The following is a 21,188-nucleotide window of genomic DNA, read 5'->3' as shown; positions in this document are numbered from 1 at the left end:
CTCGTGTCGCTGCTCGTGGGGACCGGGTCAGCCGTTCTGGAGCTGGTCCCAGACCTCGCGGTCGCGCTCGGCGGTCCAGATGACGGGCCGCTCGATGCCCGAGAGCTCGTCCCACAGCCGGGAGACGTCGAAGGGCAGGCAGTGCTCGAAGATCGGCCAGTGTCCGAAGTCGTCGTAGAGGGCGGTGTGCACGGCCTCGAAGGCGTCCTTGAGCGTCCCGCCGTTCTTCTGGACGGTGCCGACCTCCTCGATCATGACGTCCAGGAAGCGGCGGGTCTGCTCGATCGCCGCGTCCACGGCCTCCCGGCCCCTCGAGACCGCCCCGCGCCCGCCCACGAGCTGCTCCGCACCCAGCGCCTTGACGGCGTCGAGGGTGTGGCTCGCCCAGTCGCGGTGGAAGGCGTCCCCGGTGTAGAGGGCGGCCTCGGCCTCGACCAGGTCCCCGGCGAAGAGGATCTTCTGCTGGGGCAGCCAGGCGACGATGTCGCCCTCGGTGTGGCCGCGGCCGAAGTGCTGGAGCACGAGGTCCCCGCGGTCCCCGCCGAGGTCGATGGTCAGCTTGTCCCGGAAGGTCACCGTGGGCCAGGTCAGGCCCGGGACGGTGTCCGCGCCCTTGGCCAGGCGCGGCATGCGGCCGAACTCGGAGGCCCAGTCCTCCTTGCCGCGCTCCACGATGAGGTCGTAGGTGTTCTCGTGGGCGACGATCGTCTCGGCGTGGAAGGCCGAGGCGCCGAGCACGCGCACCGCGTGGTAGTGGGAGAGCACCAGGTAGCGGATCGGCTTGTCGGTGTGCTTCCGCAGCTCCGTCAGCCACTCGGCGGCCACCACGGGGGTGGCCAGGGCCTCGAAGCAGACCAGGAAGTCCTCCCCCTCGATCGCCCCGATGTTCGGGTCCCCCTCGGCCGTGAGGGCGTAGACGCCCTCGGCCAGGATCTCGAGGGTCTTCTGCTTCTCGCCGAGGTCCGCCGAGGACGCGAAAGACTTGGTGGTGCCCATGTGCCGTCTCCTTCGTGGGGCCGCGCAGGACCCGGGATAGTCAAATGCTGTATTAGTTCCACGGTAGCCCCCGGACCTTGATTTGTGAAGCAGGCCACAGGCGATTGCTGTCGTAGCTCTGTTGACCCCGCGGGCGCACGCGTGGGAAGGTTTGATGAACGATCGGTCGGTAAATTCGGGCGACGATGCCCGGATGCCGGCCGCACCCCGTCGCGACAGGAGCCCACCCATGCCCGCAACCCCTCAGGCCCTCCTCGTCGGCGGGGCCCGCACCCCGGTGGGCCGCTACGGCGGCGCGCTGGCGAGCGTGCGCCCCGACGACCTCGCCGCCCTCGTGGTCAGGCACGCGGTGACCGACGCCGGGATCGACCCGCACGACGTCGACGAGGTGATCCTCGGCAACGCCAACGGCGCCGGCGAGGAGAACCGCAACGTCGCCCGCATGGCCTGGCTGCTCGCCGGCTTCCCCGACACCGTCCCCGGCATCACCGTCAACCGGCTCTGCGCCTCCGGGCTCTCGGCCATCATCATGGCCTCCCACATGATCAAGGCCGGCGCCGCCGACATCGTCGTCGCCGGCGGCGTGGAGTCCATGTCCCGCGCCCCCTGGGTGATGGAGAAGCCGGCCAAGGCGTTCGCGAAGCCCGGCGACGTCTTCGACACCTCCATCGGCTGGCGCTTCACCAACCCCGAGTTCAAGAAGCAGGACAAGATGACCTACTCGATGCCGGAGACGGCCGAGGAGGTCGCGATCGTCGACGGGATCTCGCGCGAGGACGCCGACGCCTTCGCCGTGGCCTCCCACGAGAAGGCGATCGCCGCGATCGACGCCGGGCGCTTCGCCCCCGAGATCGTCCCGGTGACCGTCACGGGCCGCAAGGGTGCGACGACCGTCGTCGACACGGACGAGGGCCCCCGCCCGGGCACCACGATGGACGCCCTCGCGAAGCTGCGCCCCGTGGTGGACCACGGGACGGTCGTCACCGCCGGCAACGCCTCCTCCCTCAACGACGGCGCCTCGGCGATCCTCGTGGTCTCCGAGCGCGCGGCCGAGAAGTACGGGCTGGCCGCCCGGGCCCGGATCGTCGACGGCGCCTCCGCCGGCGTGGCCCCGGAGATCATGGGCATCGGCCCCGTCCCCGCCACCCAGAAGGTGCTCCAGCGCACCGGATGGGGCATCGGCGACCTCGGGGCGGTCGAGCTCAACGAGGCCTTCGCATCCCAGTCCCTGGCCTGCATCCGCCGCCTCGGCCTCGACGCCGGCACCGTCAACAACGACGGCGGGGCGATCGCGCTCGGCCACCCGCTGGGCTCCTCCGGCTCCCGGCTCGTGGTGACGCTGCTGGGCCGGATGGAGCGCGAGGGCGCCGACCGCGGCCTGGCCACCATGTGCGTGGGCGTGGGCCAGGGCACCGCGATGCTCGTGGAGAAGCTCTGATGGTCGGGCCCAGCGAGATCCTCGGCGCGGAGTTCACCGCCCTGCGGCTCGAGGAGCGCGAGGACCGCCTGCACGTGGTCCTGGACCGCCCCGACGTGCGCAACGCCATCGACGCGACCATGGTCGAGGAGCTGCACACCGTGTGCGGCCACCTCGAGCGGCACCCGAAGATCCTGATCCTCTCCGGCACCGAGGTGAACGGCCGGGGGATCTTCGCCTCCGGCGCCGACATCGCCCAGCTGCGGGAACGCCGCCGCGACGACGCCCTGGCCGGGATCAACTCCCGGATCTTCGACCGCATCCACAGGCTGCCCATGCCGGTGATCGCCGCGATCGACGGCTACGCCCTGGGCGGCGGCGCGGAGCTGGCCTACGCCGCGGACTTCCGCATCGCCACCCCGCACCTCACGATCGGCCAGCCGGAGACGAATCTGGGCATCATCGCCGCCGCCGGCGGGCTGTGGCGGCTCAAGGAGCTGGTCGGCGAGGCGGTCGCCCTGGACATCCTGCTCGCCGGCCGGCTCCTCGGCGCGGACGAGGCCCTGGCCCTGCACCTCGTCACCGAGCTGCACGAGCCCGCGGAGCTCGTCGGCGCCGCGCACGCGCTCGCCGACCGGATCAGCGCCCAGGACCCCCTGGCCGTGCGGATCTCCAAGCGGGTCTTCGCGGCACCCCCGTCCGCCCACCCGCACATCGACGAGCTGGCCCAGGCCGTGCTCTTCGAGTCGGAGGCGAAGTTCGACCGCATGCAGACCTTCCTGGACCGCAAGAAGAACAAGAAGTAGGAGCACCCCGACCATGACCGAGAAGCACGCACTGGCCGTTCCCGCCGTCGTCGGCGTCCTGGGCGGAGGCCGCATGGGCGCGGGCATCGCCCACGCCTTCCTGCTCGCCGGGGCGAGGGTGACCGTGGTGGAGCGGGACGGGCAGGCAGCGGAGGCCGCCCGCGAGCGGATCGAGCGGGACCTCGCCAAGTCCCTGGAGCGCGGGGGCGTGGACGGCAACCTGGACGAGTGGGCCGAGAACCTGACCGTCTCCCTCGACCACGCCGACTTCGCGGACTGCGAGCTCGTCGTCGAGGCCGTCCCCGAGGCGTGGGACCTGAAGGTCGCGGCCCTGCAGGAGGTCGAGCGCCACCTCCCCGAGACCGCGTGGCTGGCCACCAACACCTCCTCGCTGTCCGTGGACGGGCTGGCCGAGCAGCTGGGACGCCCCGAGCGGTTCTGCGGGCTGCACTTCTTCAACCCCGTGCCGGCCTCGAAGCTCGTGGAGGTCGTGAACTCGAAGCACACCGGCGAGGAGCTCAGACGGCTCTCGGTGCAGTGGGTCGAGGGCCTCGGCAAGACCCCGGTGGTCGTCAACGACGCCCCCGGCTTCGCCTCGTCGCGGCTGGGCGTGGCGATCGCCCTCGAGGCCATCCGCATGGTCGAGGAGGGCGTGGCCTCTCCCGCCGACATCGACAACGCCATGGTCCTGGGCTACAGGTTCCCGGTCGGCCCCCTGGCCCTGACGGACATCGTGGGCCTGGACGTGCGCCTGGGCATCGCCGAGTACCTCGAGTCGCAGCTCGGCCCGCGCTTCGCCCCCCCGCAGCTGATGCGGGACATGGTGGCCCGCGGCGAGCTCGGCCGCAAGACCGGCAAGGGCTTCTTCGACTACGACCAGTAGCACCCGCCCCCTGCCGTCCCGCCCTCCCGGGCGCGGGCGGGCGGGACGCGCCGTCGGACTCGGGTCCTAGGGTGGGGGCATGCACGCACAGCCCGGGACCCCCGCCGCGTGGGACGGCGCGCTCAACGCCCGGCGCCTGGCCGGCGACGTGTGGCGGATGGGCCGCTCCGAGCGGCTGAGCCCCTCGGGGTGGCGCGCCGCCGCGGCGGACGGGGTGCGCACGGTCGTGGACCTGCGCAACGCGGACGAGCGGCGGCGCCGGCCCACGGACCCCGCGGACGACCCGGCCGCCCGCGCCGGCATCACGGTGCTGCACCGCCCCACCGAGGACCCCGCCCATCCGCAGTTCCCGCTGGTGGGCACGCCCTATCTGCACCACCCGCGCGGCTACCGCGACTACCTGCGGCTGTTCCCGGCCTTCCTGGCCGAGGCGGTGCGGGCGGTGGCGACCGCCGAGGGCGCCGTGGTGGTGCACTGCTCGGCCGGCCGCGACCGCACGGGGGTGCTCGCGCTACTGCTCCTGGGGCTGGCCGGAGCGCCCCCGGAGCGCCTCGTCGCGGAGGACGAGGCCGCCGCGCGCGGGATCAACGAGTGGCACCGCGTCTCGCCCGTCCCCCACCCGGTCGAGCGCCACCACCCCGAGCACGAGCTCGCCCCGCTGCTCGCGGGGCGCCGCGCGGCCCTCGAGGAGCTGCTGGACGGGTTCGACGCCGAGCGCTGGCTCGTCGACGCCGGGCTGTCGCCCGAGGAGCTGGCCGCCCTGCGCCGGCGGCTCCACAGCCCGTCCTGATCCGCCCCCGTCCGGCGTCCTGACCCGCCGGCGGGCGGACCCCGGGCCTGGTTCCCGGTCTAGCCCTCGGCGGGGTTCGTGGCCTGCTGCGGCTTGCCCTTGAGGAAGTTGGTGATCCGCACGGTGCACAGCCGGGCGCCGTCCTCGTGCTCGAGGACCACCTCGTGGCACGTGAGGGAGCGTCCGAGCTGCAGGGCGGTGGCCGTGGCGGTCACGGTGCCCGTGCGGGATGACCGGTGGTGGGTGGCGTTGACGTCCACGCCCACGGCGACCTTGCCCATCGTGGAGGCGTGGATCACCGCGGCCCAGGAACCGACGGCCTCGCCGAGGGCCACCATGGCGCCGCCGTGGAGCAGGCCCAGCGACTGGCGGTTGCCCTCGACGGGCATGGAGGCGACCACGCGCTCCGCCGACTCCTCGAGGACGGTGACGCCCATCTTCTCGTCGAGCTCGCCCAGGACGATGCGCCAGGGCTCGTGGGTCTCGGTCGTGGTCATGGCACTCCTCGGGCGCTCGGCGACGGGGCAGGACCACCGTGGGGCAGTGGTCCCGGGGTGTGACGTAGGTTATCGTGGTCATAATACCGAACGATCGGTCAGGATGCGGGCGACGGACCGGCCGCCCGCGCGCACCCGAGCGAAAGGACCACGCACCGTGGCAGCACAGACCCAGACCATCCTCCCCAGCTACCTGAGGGGCCGGTGGTGGTCGCCGGAGAACCCGCAGAAGGTGACGGAGGTGGCCGACGCCTCGACCGGCGAGGTCGTGGCGCGCGTGTCCACGGACGGCATCGACATCGCCTCCGCCGTGGACTACGGCCGGACCGTGGGGCAGCGCTCCCTCGGGGAGCTCACCATCCACGAGCGGGCGCTCAAGCTCAAGGAGCTCGCCCAGTACCTCACCGAGCACAAGCAGGAGCTCTACGACGTCTCCTACTCGACCGGGGCCACGCTGAAGGACCACTTCTTCGACGTGGACGGCGGCATCGGCACCCTCTTCACGTTCTCCTCCAAGGGCCGGCGCGAGCTGCCCAACGCCAACGTCGTCGTGGACGGGGCGGTGGAGCAGCTCTCCAAGGACGGGTCCTTCCTGGGCGAGCACATCTACACCCGCATGCCCGGCGTCGCCGTGCAGATCAACGCGTTCAATTTCCCGGTGTGGGGCATGCTCGAGAAGTTCGCCCCCGCCTTCATCGCCGGCATGCCGACCCTGGTGAAGCCGGCCACGCCGACCGGCTACGTCACGGCCGCCTGCGTGCGCCTGATGATCGACTCCGGCATCCTGCCGGAGGGCTCCCTGCAGCTGGTCTCCGGCTCCGCCCGGGACCTGCTCGACCACCTGGACTACCGCGACCACGTGGCCTTCACCGGCTCCGCCGGCACCGCGCAGTCGCTGCGCCACCACGAGAACGTCATCGACGGCGGAGTGCGCTTCACCGCCGAGACGGACTCCCTCAACGCCGCGATCCTCGGCCCCGACGCCACCCCGGAGACCCCGGAGTTCGACGCCTTCGTGAAGGCGGTGTTCGTCGAGATCACCTCCAAGGCCGGGCAGAAGTGCACGGCCATCCGGCGCGTCATCGTCCCGCAGGACCGCGTGGAGGACGTCGTGGCCGCCGTCGCCGAGCGCGTGCAGCAGCGCGTGGTCATCGGCGACCCGCGCACCGAGGGCGTCACCATGGGCGCCCTGGCCTCCAAGGAGCAGCAGGGCGAGGTCCGCAAGGCCGTGGAGCGCCTGGTCGCCGCCGGCGGCACCGTCCGCCTGGGCGGCCCGGATGCCTCCGTCGGCGACGCCGACACCGGGGCGGGCGCCTTCTTCCCCGTCACGGTGCTGTCCTTCGACGACCCGGACACCCCGGAGGTGCACTTCGTCGAGGCCTTCGGCCCCGTCACCTCCGTGCTCGGCTACACCGACGTCGACGACGCCGTGCGGCTCGCCGCGCTCGGCGGCGGCTCGCTCGTGGCGACCGTGTGCACGAACGACGGCGCGACCGCCGCCCGGTTCACCGCGGGCATCGGCTCGCACCACGGGCGCGTGCACTTCCTCAACCGCCAGGACGCGAAGACCTCCACCGGCCACGGCTCCCCCATGCCGCACCTCGTCCACGGCGGCCCCGGCCGCGCCGGCGGCGGCGAGGAGCTGGGCGGCGTGCGCGGCGTCAAGCACTACATGCAGCGCACCGCGATCCAGGGGCCCCCGGACATCCTCACGGCGGTGACCGGGGTCTGGCACCGGGGCGCCGCGGCGAACACCGTGACCCGCGAGGCGGTCGAGAACGGCACCGGCGAGCACCCGTTCCGCAAGTCCCTGGAGACGCTGCGGATCGGCGACCAGTTCGCCTCCGAGCTGCGCACCGTGACCCTCGAGGACATCACCGAGTTCGCCGAGAAGACCGGCGACACCTTCTACGCGCACACCGACGAGGAGGCCGCCACGGCCAACCCGTTCTTCCCGCGCCGGGTGGCCCACGGCTACCTGCTGGTCTCCTGGGCCGCCGGGCTGTTCGTGGAGCCCGCCCCCGGTCCCGTCCTGGCGAACTACGGCCTGGAGAACCTGCGCTTCATCACGCCGGTGACCTACGACGACCACATCCGGGTGACCCTCACCGCCAAGCAGATCACCCCGCGGGTCACCGACGAGTACGGCGAGGTCTGCTGGGACGCGATCCTGCACAACCAGCACGACGAGATCGTGGCGACCTACGACGTGCTGACCCTGGTCGCGAAGACCTGGCCCACCGCCTGACCCGGGCGAGACCCGCCCGGACTGTCGGGTCCCCCCGAAGCACGCGATCCCTCACGCACCGGGCGTGGGGGATCGCGTGCTTCGGGGGGACCCGGCGGCGAGCGGCCTCCGCGGTCGGGGCTCGGCGGAGCGACCGGGCGAGGGCTCAGGAGGCCCGCAGCCCCGAGAAGGCGAGCGCGACCACGGTGTCGGCCAGCCCGTCGTCGGCCCTGTCCGGGTCCGGCCGGTACCAGTCGACGATCGAGTTGATCATGCCCAGGAGCAGCCGCGAGGCGGACCGGCCGCTGAGGTCGCGGCGCAGGTCGCCCTCCGCCTGCGCCTGCTCGATGAGCGCGCCGACCCGGCGGGTGACCGTGCGGCGGCGCTCGAGCGCCCTCGTCTCGACCTCCGAGTTGCCCCGCAGCCGCAGCAGCAGGGTCACGTACGGCATCTGCTCCACGAGCACGTGCACGGTCCCGCGGATCACCTGCTCGAGCCGCTCGACCGCCGAGGCCTGCGTCCGCTCGGCGGCGGCCAGGACCTCCTCGAGCGCGTCGAGGGCCCGGCCCAGCGCCTGCTCGAGGATCTCCTCCTTGGACTCCACGTGGTGGTAGATCGCGGACTTGGAGATCCCCAGGTGCTTGGACAGCGTCCCCATCGACGTGGCGTCGTAGCCGTGCACGTTGAAGACCTCCACGCACACGGCGAGCAGCGTCTCGCGGTCGTAGCCGGGCCGGCCCCGGCGCGGGGCCGCGCCGTCCGGAGGGGCGGGCGCCGGTGCGTGCGTCATGGGGACCTCGATCTCGGTGGGGACGGGCAGGACAACGATCTTATGCCGCGGCGGGGCATCACGCGTCCTTGCGGTGGTCGTAGACGCGGCGCAGCTTGCCGGAGGACCGGGCGAGGGTCCCCGGCTCGGCGATCCGGATCGAGGCCGAGGAGCCGATCTTCGTCTTGATGGCGTGCAGGAGCTTCTGGCCGCCCGCCTCGGCGGCCTCGACGGTCACCTGCTCGCGCCGCTCGATGTTGATGGTCATCTGGTCCATCCGGTGCGGGCGGGTGATCTCGAGCGTGAAGTGCGGGCTCAGCTCCGGCACCTGCAGGGCGAGCTCCTCGATCTGGGAGGGGAACAGGTTGACCCCCCGCAGGATGATCATGTCGTCTGAGCGGCCCGTGATCCGGCCCATCCGCCGGTGCCCGGGCCGGTCCGTGCCGGGCAGCAGGCGGGTCAGGTCGTGGGTGCGGTAGCGGATGATCGGCAGGGCCTCCTTGGTGAGCGCCGTGAAGACGAGCTCGCCGGGCCGGCCGGTGTCCTGGACCTCGTCCGTGAACGGGTCGATGATCTCGGGGCGGAAGTGGTCCTCCCAGATGTGCGAGCCGTCCTTGGACGCGGCGGACTCGCCGGCCACGCCGGGGCCCATGACCTCGGAGAGGCCGTAGATGTCGCATGCGTCGACGTCGAAGGCCGTCTCGATCTCGCGGCGCATCTCCTCGGTCCAGGGCTCCGCCCCGAGCACCGCGGTGCGCAGCGACGTCTCCCGCGGGTCCAGGCCGAGCTTCCTGAAGCCGTCGGCGATGGTCAGCAGGTAGGTGGGGGTCGAGAGGATGGCCTCGGGCTCGAAGTCCCGGATCATCTGGACCTGCTTCTCGGTCTGCCCGCCGGACATCGGGATGACGGCGCAGCCCAGGCGCTCGGCGCCGTAGTGGGCACCGAGCCCGCCCGTGAACAGGCCGTAGCCGTAGGCGTTGTGCACCTTGTCCCCGGGGCGCACGCCCGAGAGCCGGAAGCAGCGGGCCACGAGGCCCGCCCAGGTGTCGATGTCGTTCTGCGTGTAGGCCACCACGGTGGGCTGCCCGGTGGTGCCGGAGGAGGCGTGGATCCGCCGGACCTCGGACATCGGCACCGCGAGGGACTTGAACGGATACGCCTTCCGCAGGAACTCCTTGTCCGTGTACGGGAAGAGCCGGAGGTCCTCGAGCTCCTTGAAGTCGCCGGGGTGCACGCCGTGCGCGTCGAAGAGCTCCGTGTAGGCGGCGACGTTCTCGTAGGCGTGGTGCAGGGTCCAGCGCAGCCGCTCGACCTGCAGGGACTCGATCTGGTCCCGGCTCATCGTCTCCTCGGGGTCCGGCTGCGACCGGTCCGCCGGGGCGGGGGCGGGGGTGTAGGGGTTCGGGACGGAGCACTCGGTCATGTCAGACTTCCTCGGGCTGCGGGGCGGACGGCTGGGCGGACTGCAGGACGGGCTGCGCGGCCGGGTCCCCGGCAGGGTCCTCGGCAGGGCGCTCCGCGGGCGTCGCCGCGCGGAGGGCGGGGTTGGGGATGGTGCGGCTGCGGCCCCGGAACTCGGCGATGAGCCGGCCGTCGGCCAGGACCTGGATGTCGTAGACGCCGCTGCGCCCCGCCTGGGCGCGCACGGTCCCCACGGCGGTGAGCTCCTGCCCGCGGTAGGCCGAGGCGAGGAAGTTGATGTCCACTCCCGCGGCCACCGTGATGGTGGTGCCGTCCCCGGCGGGGTCGTTGCAGGCGAGGGCGAAGCAGGTGTCCGCGAAGGCGAAGACCATGCCGCCGTGGGCGATGCCGAACCCGTTGAGCATCTCCTCCCGCAGGGTCATGCGGATCTGGGCGTGGCCGTACTCGGCACGGTCCACGGTGATGCCCATCCAGCGCGAGGTGCGGTCCCCCGCGAGGATCGGATGGCCCTGGGACATGTAACTCTCCTCACAGTTCACGACCGAATGTTCAGTAGACAATCCCACTCCGCCGCCCGTGTCAACCCGTGCCGCCCCGGAGGAGCGCGGGAGCACTCCATCGGCGCCACCTGTTGACGCCACCCCCGGGGGGCTTATATTCTGAACGAACGGTCAGTTAGTCGCGTGCGGCCCTCCCGCCCCGCGGCGCCATCTCGTCGGAAGAGGGACACCATGACTACGCAGAACACGGGGCTCCACGCCGTGCCCGCCGCGGACGCGGCCGAGCAGGCGGAGCTGGACCGCGCGGGCGAGGAGCACTTCGACCGCATCATCGCCGAGGACTCCCGGATCGAGCCGCGCGACTGGATGCCCGCCGCCTACCGCAAGACCCTGGTCCGCCAGGTCTCGCAGCACGCCCACTCCGAGATCATCGGCATGCAGCCGGAGGGCAACTGGATCTCCCGGGCGCCGTCCCTCAAGCGCAAGGCCATCCTCATGGCCAAGGTGCAGGACGAGGCCGGCCACGGGCTGTACCTCTACTCCGCCGCCGAGACCCTGGGCACCCCCCGCTCCGAGCTCAACCAGCAGCTGCTGGACGGCCGGGCCAAGTACTCCTCGATCTTCAACTACCCCGCGCGCACCTGGGCCGACATGGGCGCCATCGGCTGGCTCGTGGACGGCGCGGCGATCGCCAACCAGGTCCCGCTGTGCCGGGCCTCCTACGGCCCCTACGGCCGGGCCATGGTCCGCATCTGCAAGGAGGAGTCCTTCCACCAGCGCCAGGGCTGGGAGATCCTCTACGAGCTCTCCCACGGCACGCCCGCCCAGAAGCAGATGGCCCAGGACGCCGTGAACCGCTTCTACGGCCCGTCCCTGCAGATGTTCGGCCCCCCGGACGACGACTCGCCCAACTCGAAGCAGTCCATGGCGTGGAACATCAAGCGCTTCTCCAACGACGAGCTGCGCCAGCGCTTCGTGGACATGATCGTGGAGCAGGCCGCCGCACTGGACCTGACCCTGCCGGACCCGGACCTCAAGTGGAACGAGGAGCGCGGCCACTACGACTACGGACCGCTGGACTGGGACGAGTTCAAGGCCGTCGTCGGCGGCCGGGGCCCGTGCAACCTCCAGCGCATGCAGCGCCGCCGCACGGCGCACGAGGACGGCGCCTGGGTCCGCGAGGCCGCCGCCGCCTACGCCCGCAAGACCGCCGCGGAGCGCGCCTCCGCCGAACTCATCGGAGCCTGAGCATGAGCGAGAACACCGTGAGCCCGATCGGCGCGCCCTCGGACGAGTGGCCCCTGTGGGAGGTGTTCGTGCGGTCCTCGCGCGGGCTCTCCCACGTCCACGCCGGATCCCTGCACGCCCCGGACGCCACGATGGCCGTGCGCAACGCCCGGGACCTCTACACCCGCCGCAACGAGGGGACCTCCGTGTGGGTGGTGCCCTCCGCGGCCATCACCGCCTCGGACCCCGACTCCAAGGGCGGGTTCTTCGAGTCCGCCCAGGGCAAGAGCTACCGCCACGCCACGTACTACACCAAGAGCGAAGGGGTGAAGCACCTGTGAGCTTCGCATCCCACGAGTCCGCGACCCGGCAGAGCGCGGGCGACGCCATCACCGCGGAGGACATCCGGGCCGGCGGAGCCAAGGCCCCCGAGGACGTGGCCCGCTACGCCCTGTACCTGGGCGACGACGCCCTGATGCTCGCCCAGCGCCTCGGCTGGTGGATCGCCCGGGCCCCGGAGCTCGAGGAGGACATCGCGCTGGCCAACATCGCCCTGGACCTGCTCGGGCACGCCCGCTTCCTGCTCACCTACGCGGGCACCGCGTGGGGGAAGACCGAGGACGACCTCGCCTACTTCCGCGACGAGGAGGAGTTCCGCTCCTGCCGCCTCGTGGAGCAGGAGAACGGCGACTTCGGGCAGACCATCGCCCGGCAGCTGATCTTCTCCTACTACCAGTACGAGCTCTACCGCCGCCTCGTCCGCTCCACCGACCCGACGCTCGCGGCCATCGCGGACAAGGCGCTCAAGGAGGTCGAGTACCACCAGGACCACGCGAGCCAGTGGATCCTGCGCCTGGGCCTCGGCACGGAGGAGTCCAAGCGCCGCGTCCAGGCCGGCCTCACCTACATGTGGCCCTACGTGGACGAGCTGTTCCACGACGACGAGCTCGTCGAGTCCCTCGGGGCCGTCGCCGTGCTCCCGTCCTCCCTGCGCGCCGACTTCGACCGCCGGATCACCGCGATCCTCGACGAGGCAGGACTGTCCGTCCCCGAGGTCCTGGGTGCCTGGGGCGGCGACCGCTCGGGGCAGTTCAGCGAGCAGCGCGGCCACATCCTCGCCGAGATGCAGGTGCTGGCCCGCCAGCACCCCGGCGCCACCTGGTGAGGAGGCGATGACGATGACCGGCTCCGAGCAGACGGGCGCCACGCAGGTGACCGGCCGCGAGCTGCGCCCCCGGGACGAGGCCGCCGGCCGCGTCTGGGACATCGCCGCCACGGTGAACGACCCCGAGGTCCCCGTGCTCTCCATCGCCGACCTCGGCATCCTGCGGGACGCCCGGCTGGAGGGCGCGCGCGCCGTCGTCGTCATCACCCCGACCTACTCCGGGTGCCCCGCGATGGAGACCATCACCACGGACGTCACCCGGGCGCTCAACGCCGAGGGCTACGACGACGTGCGGGTCGACCTCGTGCTGCAGCCGGCGTGGACCACGGACTGGATGAGCGACGAGGGCAGGCGCAAGCTCGACGAGTACGGCATCGCCCCGCCCAGCGGCCGGGCCGCCGCCGGCCCCGTCCGGCTGGGGCTCACCGTCAAGTGCCCGCGCTGCCACTCCCTGAACACCCGCGAGCTGACCCGCTTCGGGTCCACCGCCTGCAAGGCGCTCCACGTCTGCAACGAGTGCCTGGAACCCTTCGACTACTTCAAGGTGCACTGATGACCGAGATCACCGCCCCCGCCCGGCGCCGGGCCACGTTCAACACCCTCGAGGTCTCCCAGGTCCGCAAGCTCACCGCGGACTCCGTCGAGGTGGCCTTCACGGTGCCCCCGGAGCTCGTGGACGACTACGACTACCTGCCCGGGCAGTACGTGGCGCTGCGCGCCCACATCGACGGGCAGGAGGTCCGCCGGTCCTACTCGATCTGCGCGGAGCCGCGGCCGGGCGAGATCCGGGTGGCGATCAAGCAGGACATCGGCGGGGTCTTCTCCACCTGGGCCAACAGCTCCCTGAAGGCCGGCGACACACTCGACGTCATGAACCCCCAGGGCGCGTTCATCTCCAAGCTCGGGCTCACCAGCATGAACGACCCCGAGCGGCTCGCCGCCGAGGAGGTCGCGAAGAACGCCTCGGTGCACCTCGTGGCCTTCGCCGCGGGCTCCGGGATCACCCCGATCATGGCGATCGCCAAGGCCGTGCTGCGCGCCTCGGAGTCCTCCACGTTCGACCTCGTCTACGCGAACCGCTCCGCGATGGAGGTCATGTTCGCCGAGGAGCTCGGGGACCTCAAGGACAAGTACCCGTCCCGCCTGGCGGTCCACCACGTGCTCTCCCGCGAGCAGCGGATCAGCCCGCTGATGTCCGGGCGGATCGACGCCGACAAGCTCCAGGACATCCTGGACGAGGTGCTCCAGGTGGACCGGACGGACGAGTGGTTCCTGTGCGGGCCGTTCGAGCTCGTCCAGCTGTGCCGGGACACCCTCGCGGAGCGCGGCGTGGCCGAGGAGAAGATCCGCTTCGAGCTGTTCAGCACCGGCCGTCCCGAGACCCCCCAGGGGCAGCAGGGACGCGTGGTCCCGGCGGACCCGTCGGGCGAGAAGTACGACATCACCTTCACCCTGGACGGGCTCTCCTCCTCGATCGAGTCCCCGAAGAACGCCCAGGAGACCGTCCTCAACGCCGCCCTGCGGGTCCGCCCCGACGTCCCGTTCGCGTGCGCCGGCGGGGTGTGCGGCACGTGCCGCGCGAAGGTCGTCTCCGGGGAGTTCGTGATGGAGGAGAACTACGCCCTCGAGAAGGACGAGATCGAGAAGGGCTACGTGCTCACCTGCCAGACCCGTCCCACCTCCAAGGAGCTCGTCGTCGACTTCGACGCCTGAGCCGCTCGCTCCGGGGGCCCGGCACCGTGCAGGTGCCGGGCCTCCGGGCCGTCCCGCCCCCAGTCCCGACCTCACCGAGGAGCAGCAGTGATCGACCTGACCATCGACGGATCCGTGGCCGAAGTGGTGCTGAACGCACCCGGCAGGATGAACGCCCTGGACGAGGCGGCACTCGCCGAGCTCGGCGACGCCTACGCCGAGGCGGCGAAGGCCGGCGTCCGGGCCCTCGTGCTGCGCGGCGAGGGCCGCGGCTTCTGCGCCGGCCGCGACATCTCCGCGGTGGACCCCGCGAGCGACGACGCCCACGGCTTCCTGGCCGGGAAGGTCACCCCGCTGCTGCGCGCCATGACCCGGTTCCCCGCCCCGACGTTCGCCGCCGTGCAGGGCGCGTGCCTGGGCGTGGGGCTCGGCCTGGCGATCGCCACGGACGTGGTCTACGTCGCGGACAGCGCCAAGATCGGCTCCCCCTTCGCGAACCTGGGCGCGACCCTCGACTCGGGCGGGCACGCCCTGTTCACCGAGCGGCTCGGCGCCCACCGGACCCTGGACCTCATCTACACGGCCGAGCTGATGAGCGGCCAGGAGGCCGTGCGCTCCGGGCTGTTCAGCCGTTCGGTACCCGCCGACGAGCTGCTCGAGCTCACCCGGGCCAAGGCGGCGGCCGTGGCCGAGGGCGCGACCGGCGCGTTCCTCGCCTCCCGCGAGCTCGTGGCCCAGATCCGCGACGAGCGCCTGGGGCTGTGGGAGTCCGTCGAGAACGAGAACCGGGTGCAGGGCGAGCTGTGCCGCAGCGCCGACTACGCCGAGGGCTTCGCCGCGTTCCAGCAGAAGCGCCCGCCGCGGTTCACCGGCGGCCGGTCCTGACCCGGGAGGACGGTCCCGCCGGGTCCGGGCCCCGGGGCGCACGCGGGCCGGACCCGGGACGAACCGGGTTAAGCGGTCGGGGAACAGCCCGCCCGCTCCGCCGGGAGCCGGTTAACGTGGTGGGCATGACATCCACGGTGACCTCTTCGGTGTTCGACCTCTCCGGCTTCGACCGCTCCGTCCGCCCCCAGGACGACCTCTACCGCCACGTCAACGGCACCTGGCAGCGCCGGACCGAGATCCCCGACGACAAGCCGTCCGTGGGCGCGTTCATCGAGCTGCGGGACCAGGCGGAGGCCGCCGTGCGCGAGCTCATCACCCGGGCCCGCGCCGGGGACCCGGAGGCCGTGGAGTCCAAGATCGCGAACCTCTACGCGTCCTTCATGGACGAGGAGCGGATCGAGGCGCTCGGCGCCTCCCCCCTCGCCCCGGACCTCGCGGAGGTCGACGCCGTGGCGGACGTCCCCGGCCTGGTGCGCCACCTGGGCCGGATGATCCGCCGCGGTGCGGGCGGCCTGGTCGGCGTGGACGTCGACGCCGACCCGGGCGACCCCGAGCGCCAGCTCGTGTTCGTGGGGCAGTCGGGGCTGGGCCTGCCCGACGAGGAGTACTACCGGGACGACCAGCACGCCGCGATCCGCGGGAAGTACCTGGAGCACGTGCGGACCATGCTGTCCCTGGCCGGGGTGGAGGACGCCGAGGAGCAGGCCCGCGCCGTGGTGGACCTCGAGACGCGGATCGCCGCCCACCACTGGGACAAGGTCACGGTCCGCGACCTCACCAAGATGTACAACCCCATGGGCTTCGAGGAGCTCGCGGCCTCCACCGCGGTCCTCGACTGGCGGCTCCTGGCCGAGGGCGCGGAGCTGCCCGGGACGGCGCTGCGCACCGTGGTCAACGCCCAGCCGAGCTTCTTCACCGGGGTCGAGGAGCTGCTCGTCGACGAGCTGCTGCCGTCCTGGCGGTCCTGGGCCCGCTGGCACCTGGTCTCCGCGCGCGCCTCCTACCTGTCGTCCGCGTTCGTCGAGGAGGACTTCGCCTTCTACGGCACCGTGCTCTCGGGGACCCCGCGGCTCAAGGACCGCTGGAAGCGCGGGGTCGAGCTCGTCAACGGGGTCCTCGGCGAGGCCGTGGGCGAGCTCTACGTCGCCGCGCACTTCTCCCCCACCGCCAAGGAGCGGATGGACGAGCTCGTGGCCAACCTCCTGGAGGCCTACCGCGTCTCGATCACGGGCCTGGACTGGATGACCGAGGAGACCCGCCAGGAGGCGCTGAAGAAGCTCTCCCAGTTCACCCCGAAGATCGGCTACCCCGAGAAGTGGAAGGACTACTCCTCCCTGCGGATCGACCCCGAGGACCTGGTGGGCAACCGGATCCGCACCACGGAGTTCCGGCTCGCCGAGCTCGTCCGCAAGGCGGGCCAGCCGGTGGAGAAGCACGAGTGGCTCATGACCCCGCAGACGGTCAACGCCTACTACCACCCGCTGCGCAACGAGATCGTCTTCCCGGCCGCGATCCTGCAGCCCCCGTTCTTCGACGAGGACGCCGACGACGCCGTGAACTACGGCGCGATCGGCTCCGTGATCGGCCACGAGATCGGCCACGGCTTCGACGACAAGGGCTCGACCTGCGACGGCGACGGCCGGCTGCGCAACTGGTGGACCGACGCCGACCGGCAGGCCTTCGAGGAGCGCACGGCGGAGCTGGTGCGCCAGTACGACCGCCTGGTCCCGGAGCAGCTCGCGGAGGAGGGCACGCACGTCAACGGCGAGCTCACCCTCGGGGAGAACATCGGGGACCTGGGCGGGCTCACGATCGCCCACCAGGCGTGGCGGATGTCCCGGGAGACCGGCAGCGCCTTCGGCCCCGGGGAGCTGATCGACGGCTACAGCCCCGAGCAGCGCCTCTTCCTGTCCTGGGCCTACGTGTGGCAGCAGAAGTCCCGCGACGAGGCGCTGCGCCACCGCATCGCCACCGACCCGCACTCCCCCAACGAGTTCCGGGCCAACCAGACGGTCCGCAACGTCCCCGCCTTCTACGAGGCGTTCGGGGTGCAGGAGACGGACGCGCTGTGGCTGCCCGAGGTGGAGCGCGTGCGCATCTGGTGACCGGGGGCCGGGATCCGTCCCGGCCTCCGGCTCAGCCGCCGGAGCTGACCAGGAACACGACGGCGACCAGCCACAGGACGAGGAACAGCACCAGGACGCCGAGCAGGACGGTGCCGACCCAGCCGAGCACCCGCCCGGGAACGGCGGGGGTGCCGAGCTTCTCGGCCTCCCGCGCCTGCCAGATCGCGAAGGGGCCCAGCAGGGGCAGCACCACCACGCTCAGGATGCCGAGGATCAGCGCGGTGTCGGCGTGGCTGCGGCCCACGGCGAAGCGCTCCGCCTGCCACGGCGGCGGTGGGCCCCACGGGGTCGTCGGGCCGCCGCCGGCGTGCCCGGACCCGCCGGGGCCGTCCGGGCGCGGCGGGGCATCGGAGCGGTCGTCGTCCACGGGGTCCTCCAGGGGTCGTCGGTGCAGTCGGTCAGACCGGTCGGTCGGTTCAGTCGGTCGGTCGGTTCAATCGGTCGGTCGGCGGTCGCCTCAGCCCTCGTCGGAGGGCAGCAGCTCCGCCGGGCCGAACCGGCGGTTCGCGAGCACGGGCACGGTCTCGCGCACCTCGGCGATGCGCTCGCGCATGACGTCGGCGGTCAGCACGGTCTCGTCCTCCCCCGCCTCGGCGACCACCACGCCGAGCGGGTCGAGCACCGCGGAGCGGCCCACCGTGTGCTCGGAGCAGGTGTCCGCGGCCGCGACCCAGACGGTGTTCTCGATCGCGCGGGCCTTGAGCAGTGCCTGCCAGTGGTCCACCTTGTGCTCGCCGGCGAACCAGGCCGCGGGCACGGTGAGCAGCTCCGCCCCGGCGTCGACCACGGCGCGGCAGATCTCGGGGAAGCGCAGGTCGTAGCAGGTGATCATGCCGACCGCGAGCTCCCCGATCCGCACCACCGTGACGCCCTTGTCCCCCGGGCGGATCCGGTCGGACTCCCGGTGGCTGAAGGCGTCGTAGAGGTGGAGCTTGCGGTACGTGCCGAGGATCGCGCCCTGCGCGTCCACGGCCACGAGCGTGTTGTAGGGGCGCCCGTCGGCGGAGCCCTCGTAGCCGCCCGCGATCACGGCGACGCCGGTCTGCGCGGCCAGGAAGGACAGCTGCTGGACGAACCCGGACCAGCCGCGCAGCACCAGCTCCTCGAAGTCCTCCCCGAGGAGCTGCTCGGAGAACATGGCCTCCTCCGGGAACACCACCAGCTGCGCCCCGCCGGCCGCGGCCTGCTCGGTGAGCCGGCGCATGGTCCCCAGGTTCTCGGCCGTGTCGGCGGTGGGTGCGAACTGTCCGACGGCGATCTTCACGGGTGTCCTCCTCGGCGGGTCGCGGCTGGAGCTCCCACTGTATCCGCGACCGGTGCATCCGCGACCGGCCCGTGCGCCTGTCTGTGCCCCCGCCCGTGGCACAGCTCGCGGCACGGCCCGTGGCAGGATGGGGCCGACACGACCGTGCGAGCGAAGGGCAGGCGATGGGCGAGCAGTCCGAGACCCCGGGGCGACGCCGGCTGTCCGAGCGCGTGCTCGGCGGCGGGACCGCCCCCGACCCCCGGTTCACGCTGGCCAACGAGCGCACGTTCCTCGCCTGGATCCGGACCGCGCTCGCGTTCCTGGCCGGCGGGATCGCCATCGAGGCGTTCACCGCGGACCTGTTCGACGACGGCGTGCGGAAGTTCCTCGCGATCGTGCTGCTGGTGCTGAGCATGCTCCTCAGCGCGGGCGCCACGTTCCGCTGGATCGGGGTGGAGCGGAGCATGCGGCGCCAGGCCCCGCTGCCCTTGCCTTTGATCGCACCGGTGCTCGCGGTGGGCGGGGCGATCGCGGCGGGAGTGCTCGTCGTCGTCGTCCTGCAGGGCTGAGATGCCCCGCCCGCAGCTCCGCCGCCCTCCGGGGCCCCCGGACCCCCCTCGGCCGCCGCACGGGGACCCCGGGCTGCAGCCGGAGCGCACCACGATGGCCTGGGGCCGGACCCTGATGTCCTTCGTGGTGGTCTCGGCGATCTTCCTGCGCTGGCTGCCGCACCACGGGCCGTTCGTGCTGGTGCTGTTCGGCCTGGCGGTCCTCACGGCGGCGGCGATCTACGTCACGCAGCGCCCCCGCTACGTCCGCAGCGCCCGCGGCATCGTCGAGGAGGGCACGGAGCCGGAGGTCGGCGCCGTGCTGGCGACCTCGGCCGCGATGCTCGCCCTCGGCGCCCTCGGCATCTGGGTGGTCCTGGTCCTCGTCTGAGCGTTTCCCTGCCCTGCCCGCGAGGTCGCACGTGCCGGCGACCGGGGCGCTCGAGGTCGCCGACGCGTGCAACCGCGCGGAGGAGAGGAGGGATCAGTTGATGAGGTCGCGCACCACGATGGTGTCGTCGCGGTCCGGGCCCACGCCGATCGCGGACATCCGGGTGCCGCTCATCGACTCGAGCGCCTCGACGTAGGCCCGGGCGTTCGCCGGCAGGTCCTCCAGGGTGCGGCAGCCGGTGATGTTCTCCTCCCACCCGGCGAAGTGCTCGAAGATCGGCTTCGCGTGGTGGAACTCGGTCTGGGTCATCGGCATCTCGTCGTGCCGGACGCCGTCGACGTCGTAGGCCACGCACACCGGGATCTGCTCGATGCCGGTGAGGACGTCGAGCTTGGTGAGGAAGTAGTCGGTGAAGCCGTTGATCCGGGAGGCGTGGCGGGCCATCACGGCGTCGTACCAGCCGGTGCGGCGGGGACGGCCCGTGTTGACGCCGAACTCGCCGCCGGTGGTGCGCAGCTGCTCGCCCATCTCGTCGAAGAGCTCGGTGGGGAACGGCCCGGCGCCCACGCGGGTGGTGTAGGCCTTGATGATGCCGATCGCCCGGGTGATGCGGGTCGGCCCGATGCCCGAGCCCACGGACGCGCCGCCCGCGGTGGGGTTGGAGGACGTCACGAACGGGTAGGTGCCGTGGTCGACGTCGAGGAAGGTCGCCTGGCCGCCCTCCATGAGCACCACCTTGTCCTCGTCGAGGGCCTGGTTGAGCAGGTAGGTCGAGTCCACGATCATCGGGGCGAGCCGGTCGGCGTAGCCCAGGAAGTACTGCACGACCTCCTCGACGTCGATGTCCCGGCGGTTGTAGAGCTTCACGAGCAGCTCGTTCTTCTGCCGCAGCGCGCCCTCGATCTTCTGCCGCAGGATCGACTCGTCGAGGACGTCCTGGACGCGGATGCCGAGCCGGCCGACCTTGTCCATGTAGGCGGGCCCGATGCCGCGGCCCGTGGTGCCGATCGCCCGCTTGCCGAGGAAGCGCTCCGAGACCTGGTCCATCGTCTGGTGGTACGGGGCCACCAGGTGGGCGTTCGCGGAGACGCGCAGCCGGGAGGTGTCCGCCCCGCGCGCCTCGAGGCCGTCGATCTCCTCGAAGAGGGCCTGGGGATTGACGACGACGCCGTTGCCGATCACGGGGACGGCGTTGGGGCTCAGGATGCCCGCCGGCAGGAGCTTGAGCTCGAACTTGTCGCCGCCCACCACCACGGTGTGCCCCGCGTTGTTGCCGCCGTTGGGCTTGACCACGTAGTCCACGCGGCCTCCCAGCAGGTCGGTGGCCTTGCCCTTGCCCTCGTCGCCCCACTGGGCGCCGACGATCACGATTGCTGGCATTGAACGACTCTCCTGCCTGGATGGAACGGGACTTCTCCCGCGGGCCCCGGCGGAGGCGCGCACCGGCCGGGCACGACAACGCCCCTGCGTCGGCCCGCTCCCACCCGCGCGACCGGGACGGCGCGACGCCGGCAGGAGGAGACCCAGGGGCTCGTACCGTGCAAGTCTAGCGGGCCGTGACCCGGGACCGGCATCCGCCGCCCCGTCCGGCGGCCACC

Annotated in this window: 21 protein-coding genes and 1 pseudogene; 14 read left to right on the top strand and 8 right to left on the bottom strand. The window is 72.2% G+C overall.

Going from position 1 to position 21,188, the window contains the following annotated elements:
* Window positions 1-27: 27 nt before the first annotated feature.
* On the bottom strand, window positions 28-996 hold the full coding sequence (locus tag RF640_RS07330) for an MBL fold metallo-hydrolase (protein WP_035927953.1): 969 nt from the start codon (window positions 994-996) through the stop codon (window positions 28-30).
* 229 nt (window positions 997-1,225) lie between these two features.
* Here RF640_RS07330 and RF640_RS07325 point away from each other — a divergent pair, with 229 nt between their 5' ends.
* From RF640_RS07325 to RF640_RS07310, 4 genes are all read left to right on the top strand, one after another.
* On the top strand, window positions 1,226-2,434 hold the full coding sequence (locus RF640_RS07325) for a thiolase family protein (protein WP_115163075.1): 1,209 nt from the start codon (window positions 1,226-1,228) through the stop codon (window positions 2,432-2,434).
* Entirely contained in the window at window positions 2,434-3,219 is a 786-nt protein-coding gene (locus RF640_RS07320) for an enoyl-CoA hydratase/isomerase family protein (RefSeq protein ID WP_115163076.1), read from the top strand. The genes RF640_RS07325 and RF640_RS07320 overlap by 1 nt, the downstream gene beginning before the upstream one ends.
* Before the next feature lie 13 nt (window positions 3,220-3,232).
* Window positions 3,233-4,102, top strand: coding sequence for a 3-hydroxyacyl-CoA dehydrogenase family protein (locus RF640_RS07315; protein WP_115163077.1), 870 nt, complete (start codon window positions 3,233-3,235; stop codon window positions 4,100-4,102).
* Window positions 4,103-4,181: 79 nt separating this feature from the next.
* The gene (locus tag RF640_RS07310) at window positions 4,182-4,892 is read left to right on the top strand and encodes a tyrosine-protein phosphatase (protein ID WP_017833097.1); all 711 of its coding nucleotides are present in this window, start codon (window positions 4,182-4,184) and stop codon (window positions 4,890-4,892) included.
* 59 nt (window positions 4,893-4,951) lie between these two features.
* Here the strand turns inward: RF640_RS07310 and RF640_RS07305 are convergent, their stop codons facing one another.
* Entirely contained in the window at window positions 4,952-5,389 is a 438-nt protein-coding gene (locus tag RF640_RS07305; RefSeq protein ID WP_368827293.1) for a hotdog fold thioesterase, read from the bottom strand.
* A gap of 157 nt (window positions 5,390-5,546) precedes the next feature.
* Between RF640_RS07305 and paaZ the strand changes: the two genes are divergently transcribed.
* Window positions 5,547-7,637 carry a phenylacetic acid degradation bifunctional protein PaaZ gene (gene paaZ / locus RF640_RS07300; RefSeq protein WP_017833095.1) on the top strand — a complete coding sequence of 697 codons (2,091 nt, stop codon included), beginning with the start codon at window positions 5,547-5,549 and terminating at the stop codon, window positions 7,635-7,637.
* Window positions 7,638-7,782: 145 nt separating this feature from the next.
* Here paaZ and RF640_RS07295 read toward each other — a convergent pair whose 3' ends face one another.
* The 3 genes and pseudogenes from RF640_RS07295 to RF640_RS07285 form a co-directional block, all read right to left on the bottom strand.
* Window positions 7,783-8,406, bottom strand: coding sequence for a TetR/AcrR family transcriptional regulator (locus RF640_RS07295; RefSeq protein WP_368827291.1), 624 nt, complete (start codon window positions 8,404-8,406; stop codon window positions 7,783-7,785).
* Window positions 8,407-8,464: 58 nt separating this feature from the next.
* Window positions 8,465-9,808 (bottom strand): phenylacetate--CoA ligase family protein, encoded by a 1,344-nt coding sequence (locus tag RF640_RS07290; RefSeq protein ID WP_368827289.1) that lies wholly within the window; start codon window positions 9,806-9,808, stop codon window positions 8,465-8,467.
* 124 nt (window positions 9,809-9,932) lie between these two features.
* Window positions 9,933-10,325, bottom strand: a pseudogene (locus RF640_RS07285) (hotdog fold thioesterase); the annotation flags it as partial.
* Window positions 10,326-10,538: 213 nt separating this feature from the next.
* Here RF640_RS07285 and paaA point away from each other — a divergent pair.
* From paaA to RF640_RS07250, 7 genes are all read left to right on the top strand, one after another.
* The gene (paaA, locus tag RF640_RS07280) at window positions 10,539-11,555 is read left to right on the top strand and encodes a 1,2-phenylacetyl-CoA epoxidase subunit PaaA (protein WP_017833091.1); all 1,017 of its coding nucleotides are present in this window, start codon (window positions 10,539-10,541) and stop codon (window positions 11,553-11,555) included.
* A gap of 2 nt (window positions 11,556-11,557) precedes the next feature.
* The gene (gene paaB, locus RF640_RS07275; RefSeq protein WP_017833090.1) at window positions 11,558-11,875 is read left to right on the top strand and encodes a 1,2-phenylacetyl-CoA epoxidase subunit PaaB; all 318 of its coding nucleotides are present in this window, start codon (window positions 11,558-11,560) and stop codon (window positions 11,873-11,875) included.
* On the top strand, window positions 11,872-12,699 hold the full coding sequence (paaC, locus tag RF640_RS07270; RefSeq protein ID WP_284563232.1) for a 1,2-phenylacetyl-CoA epoxidase subunit PaaC: 828 nt from the start codon (window positions 11,872-11,874) through the stop codon (window positions 12,697-12,699). Before paaB ends, paaC begins: the two co-directional genes overlap by 4 nt.
* 7 nt (window positions 12,700-12,706) lie before the next feature.
* Complete coding sequence (paaD, locus tag RF640_RS07265) at window positions 12,707-13,252, top strand: 1,2-phenylacetyl-CoA epoxidase subunit PaaD (RefSeq protein ID WP_017833088.1); 546 nt, start codon at window positions 12,707-12,709, stop codon at window positions 13,250-13,252.
* The gene (gene paaE / locus RF640_RS07260) at window positions 13,252-14,412 is read left to right on the top strand and encodes a 1,2-phenylacetyl-CoA epoxidase subunit PaaE (protein ID WP_284563231.1); all 1,161 of its coding nucleotides are present in this window, start codon (window positions 13,252-13,254) and stop codon (window positions 14,410-14,412) included. The genes paaD and paaE overlap by 1 nt, the downstream gene beginning before the upstream one ends.
* A gap of 87 nt (window positions 14,413-14,499) precedes the next feature.
* Window positions 14,500-15,276 carry an enoyl-CoA hydratase/isomerase family protein gene (locus tag RF640_RS07255; RefSeq protein ID WP_368827285.1) on the top strand — a complete coding sequence of 259 codons (777 nt, stop codon included), beginning with the start codon at window positions 14,500-14,502 and terminating at the stop codon, window positions 15,274-15,276.
* Between the two features lie 125 nt (window positions 15,277-15,401).
* On the top strand, window positions 15,402-17,384 hold the full coding sequence (locus tag RF640_RS07250; RefSeq protein WP_368827283.1) for a M13 family metallopeptidase: 1,983 nt from the start codon (window positions 15,402-15,404) through the stop codon (window positions 17,382-17,384).
* A gap of 31 nt (window positions 17,385-17,415) precedes the next feature.
* Here the strand turns inward: RF640_RS07250 and RF640_RS07245 are convergent, their stop codons facing one another.
* Together RF640_RS07245 and RF640_RS07240 are read right to left on the bottom strand one after the other, a co-directional pair.
* Complete coding sequence (locus tag RF640_RS07245; protein WP_017833084.1) at window positions 17,416-17,772, bottom strand: hypothetical protein; 357 nt, start codon at window positions 17,770-17,772, stop codon at window positions 17,416-17,418.
* 90 nt (window positions 17,773-17,862) lie between these two features.
* Entirely contained in the window at window positions 17,863-18,669 is an 807-nt protein-coding gene (locus RF640_RS07240) for a carbon-nitrogen hydrolase family protein (protein WP_095649815.1), read from the bottom strand.
* A gap of 164 nt (window positions 18,670-18,833) precedes the next feature.
* Between RF640_RS07240 and RF640_RS07235 the strand changes: the two genes are divergently transcribed.
* The gene (locus RF640_RS07235) at window positions 18,834-19,220 is read left to right on the top strand and encodes a YidH family protein (RefSeq protein WP_095649816.1); all 387 of its coding nucleotides are present in this window, start codon (window positions 18,834-18,836) and stop codon (window positions 19,218-19,220) included.
* Window position 19,221: 1 nt separating this feature from the next.
* Window positions 19,222-19,590, top strand: coding sequence for a DUF202 domain-containing protein (locus tag RF640_RS07230; protein WP_035927992.1), 369 nt, complete (start codon window positions 19,222-19,224; stop codon window positions 19,588-19,590).
* A gap of 93 nt (window positions 19,591-19,683) precedes the next feature.
* Here RF640_RS07230 and RF640_RS07225 read toward each other — a convergent pair whose 3' ends face one another.
* Entirely contained in the window at window positions 19,684-20,970 is a 1,287-nt protein-coding gene (locus tag RF640_RS07225; RefSeq protein WP_031282833.1) for an adenylosuccinate synthase, read from the bottom strand.
* Window positions 20,971-21,188 lie beyond the last annotated feature (218 nt).

This window comes from Kocuria sp. CPCC 205231 (genome assembly GCF_040980965.1).
GTDB classification, from domain to species: Bacteria; Actinomycetota; Actinomycetes; order Actinomycetales; family Micrococcaceae; genus Kocuria; species Kocuria rosea.
Note: the sequence above shows the minus strand (reverse complement) of the source record. Positions and strands in the feature narration are given on the sequence as shown.

Excerpts from the sequence above, each read along its gene's own strand:
- RF640_RS07325 (WP_115163075.1), top strand. The coding sequence starts at position 1,226 with ATGCCCGCAACCCCTCAGGCCCTCCTCGTCGGCGGGGCCCGCACCCCG.
- RF640_RS07320 (WP_115163076.1), top strand. The coding sequence starts at position 2,434 with ATGGTCGGGCCCAGCGAGATCCTCGGCGCGGAGTTCACCGCCCTGCGG.
- RF640_RS07305 (WP_368827293.1), bottom strand. The coding sequence starts at position 5,389 with ATGACCACGACCGAGACCCACGAGCCCTGGCGCATCGTCCTGGGCGAG.
- paaD (WP_017833088.1), top strand. The coding sequence starts at position 12,707 with ATGACGATGACCGGCTCCGAGCAGACGGGCGCCACGCAGGTGACCGGC.
- paaB (WP_017833090.1), top strand. The coding sequence starts at position 11,558 with ATGAGCGAGAACACCGTGAGCCCGATCGGCGCGCCCTCGGACGAGTGG.
- RF640_RS07250 (WP_368827283.1), top strand. The coding sequence starts at position 15,402 with ATGACATCCACGGTGACCTCTTCGGTGTTCGACCTCTCCGGCTTCGAC.
- RF640_RS07290 (WP_368827289.1), bottom strand. The coding sequence starts at position 9,808 with ATGACCGAGTGCTCCGTCCCGAACCCCTACACCCCCGCCCCCGCCCCG.
- paaA (WP_017833091.1), top strand. The coding sequence starts at position 10,539 with ATGACTACGCAGAACACGGGGCTCCACGCCGTGCCCGCCGCGGACGCG.
- RF640_RS07225 (WP_031282833.1), bottom strand. The coding sequence starts at position 20,970 with ATGCCAGCAATCGTGATCGTCGGCGCCCAGTGGGGCGACGAGGGCAAG.
- RF640_RS07315 (WP_115163077.1), top strand. The coding sequence starts at position 3,233 with ATGACCGAGAAGCACGCACTGGCCGTTCCCGCCGTCGTCGGCGTCCTG.
- RF640_RS07310 (WP_017833097.1), top strand. The coding sequence starts at position 4,182 with ATGCACGCACAGCCCGGGACCCCCGCCGCGTGGGACGGCGCGCTCAAC.
- RF640_RS07330 (WP_035927953.1), bottom strand. The coding sequence starts at position 996 with ATGGGCACCACCAAGTCTTTCGCGTCCTCGGCGGACCTCGGCGAGAAG.
- paaE (WP_284563231.1), top strand. The coding sequence starts at position 13,252 with ATGACCGAGATCACCGCCCCCGCCCGGCGCCGGGCCACGTTCAACACC.
- RF640_RS07295 (WP_368827291.1), bottom strand. The coding sequence starts at position 8,406 with ATGACGCACGCACCGGCGCCCGCCCCTCCGGACGGCGCGGCCCCGCGC.
- RF640_RS07235 (WP_095649816.1), top strand. The coding sequence starts at position 18,834 with ATGGGCGAGCAGTCCGAGACCCCGGGGCGACGCCGGCTGTCCGAGCGC.
- RF640_RS07230 (WP_035927992.1), top strand. The coding sequence starts at position 19,222 with ATGCCCCGCCCGCAGCTCCGCCGCCCTCCGGGGCCCCCGGACCCCCCT.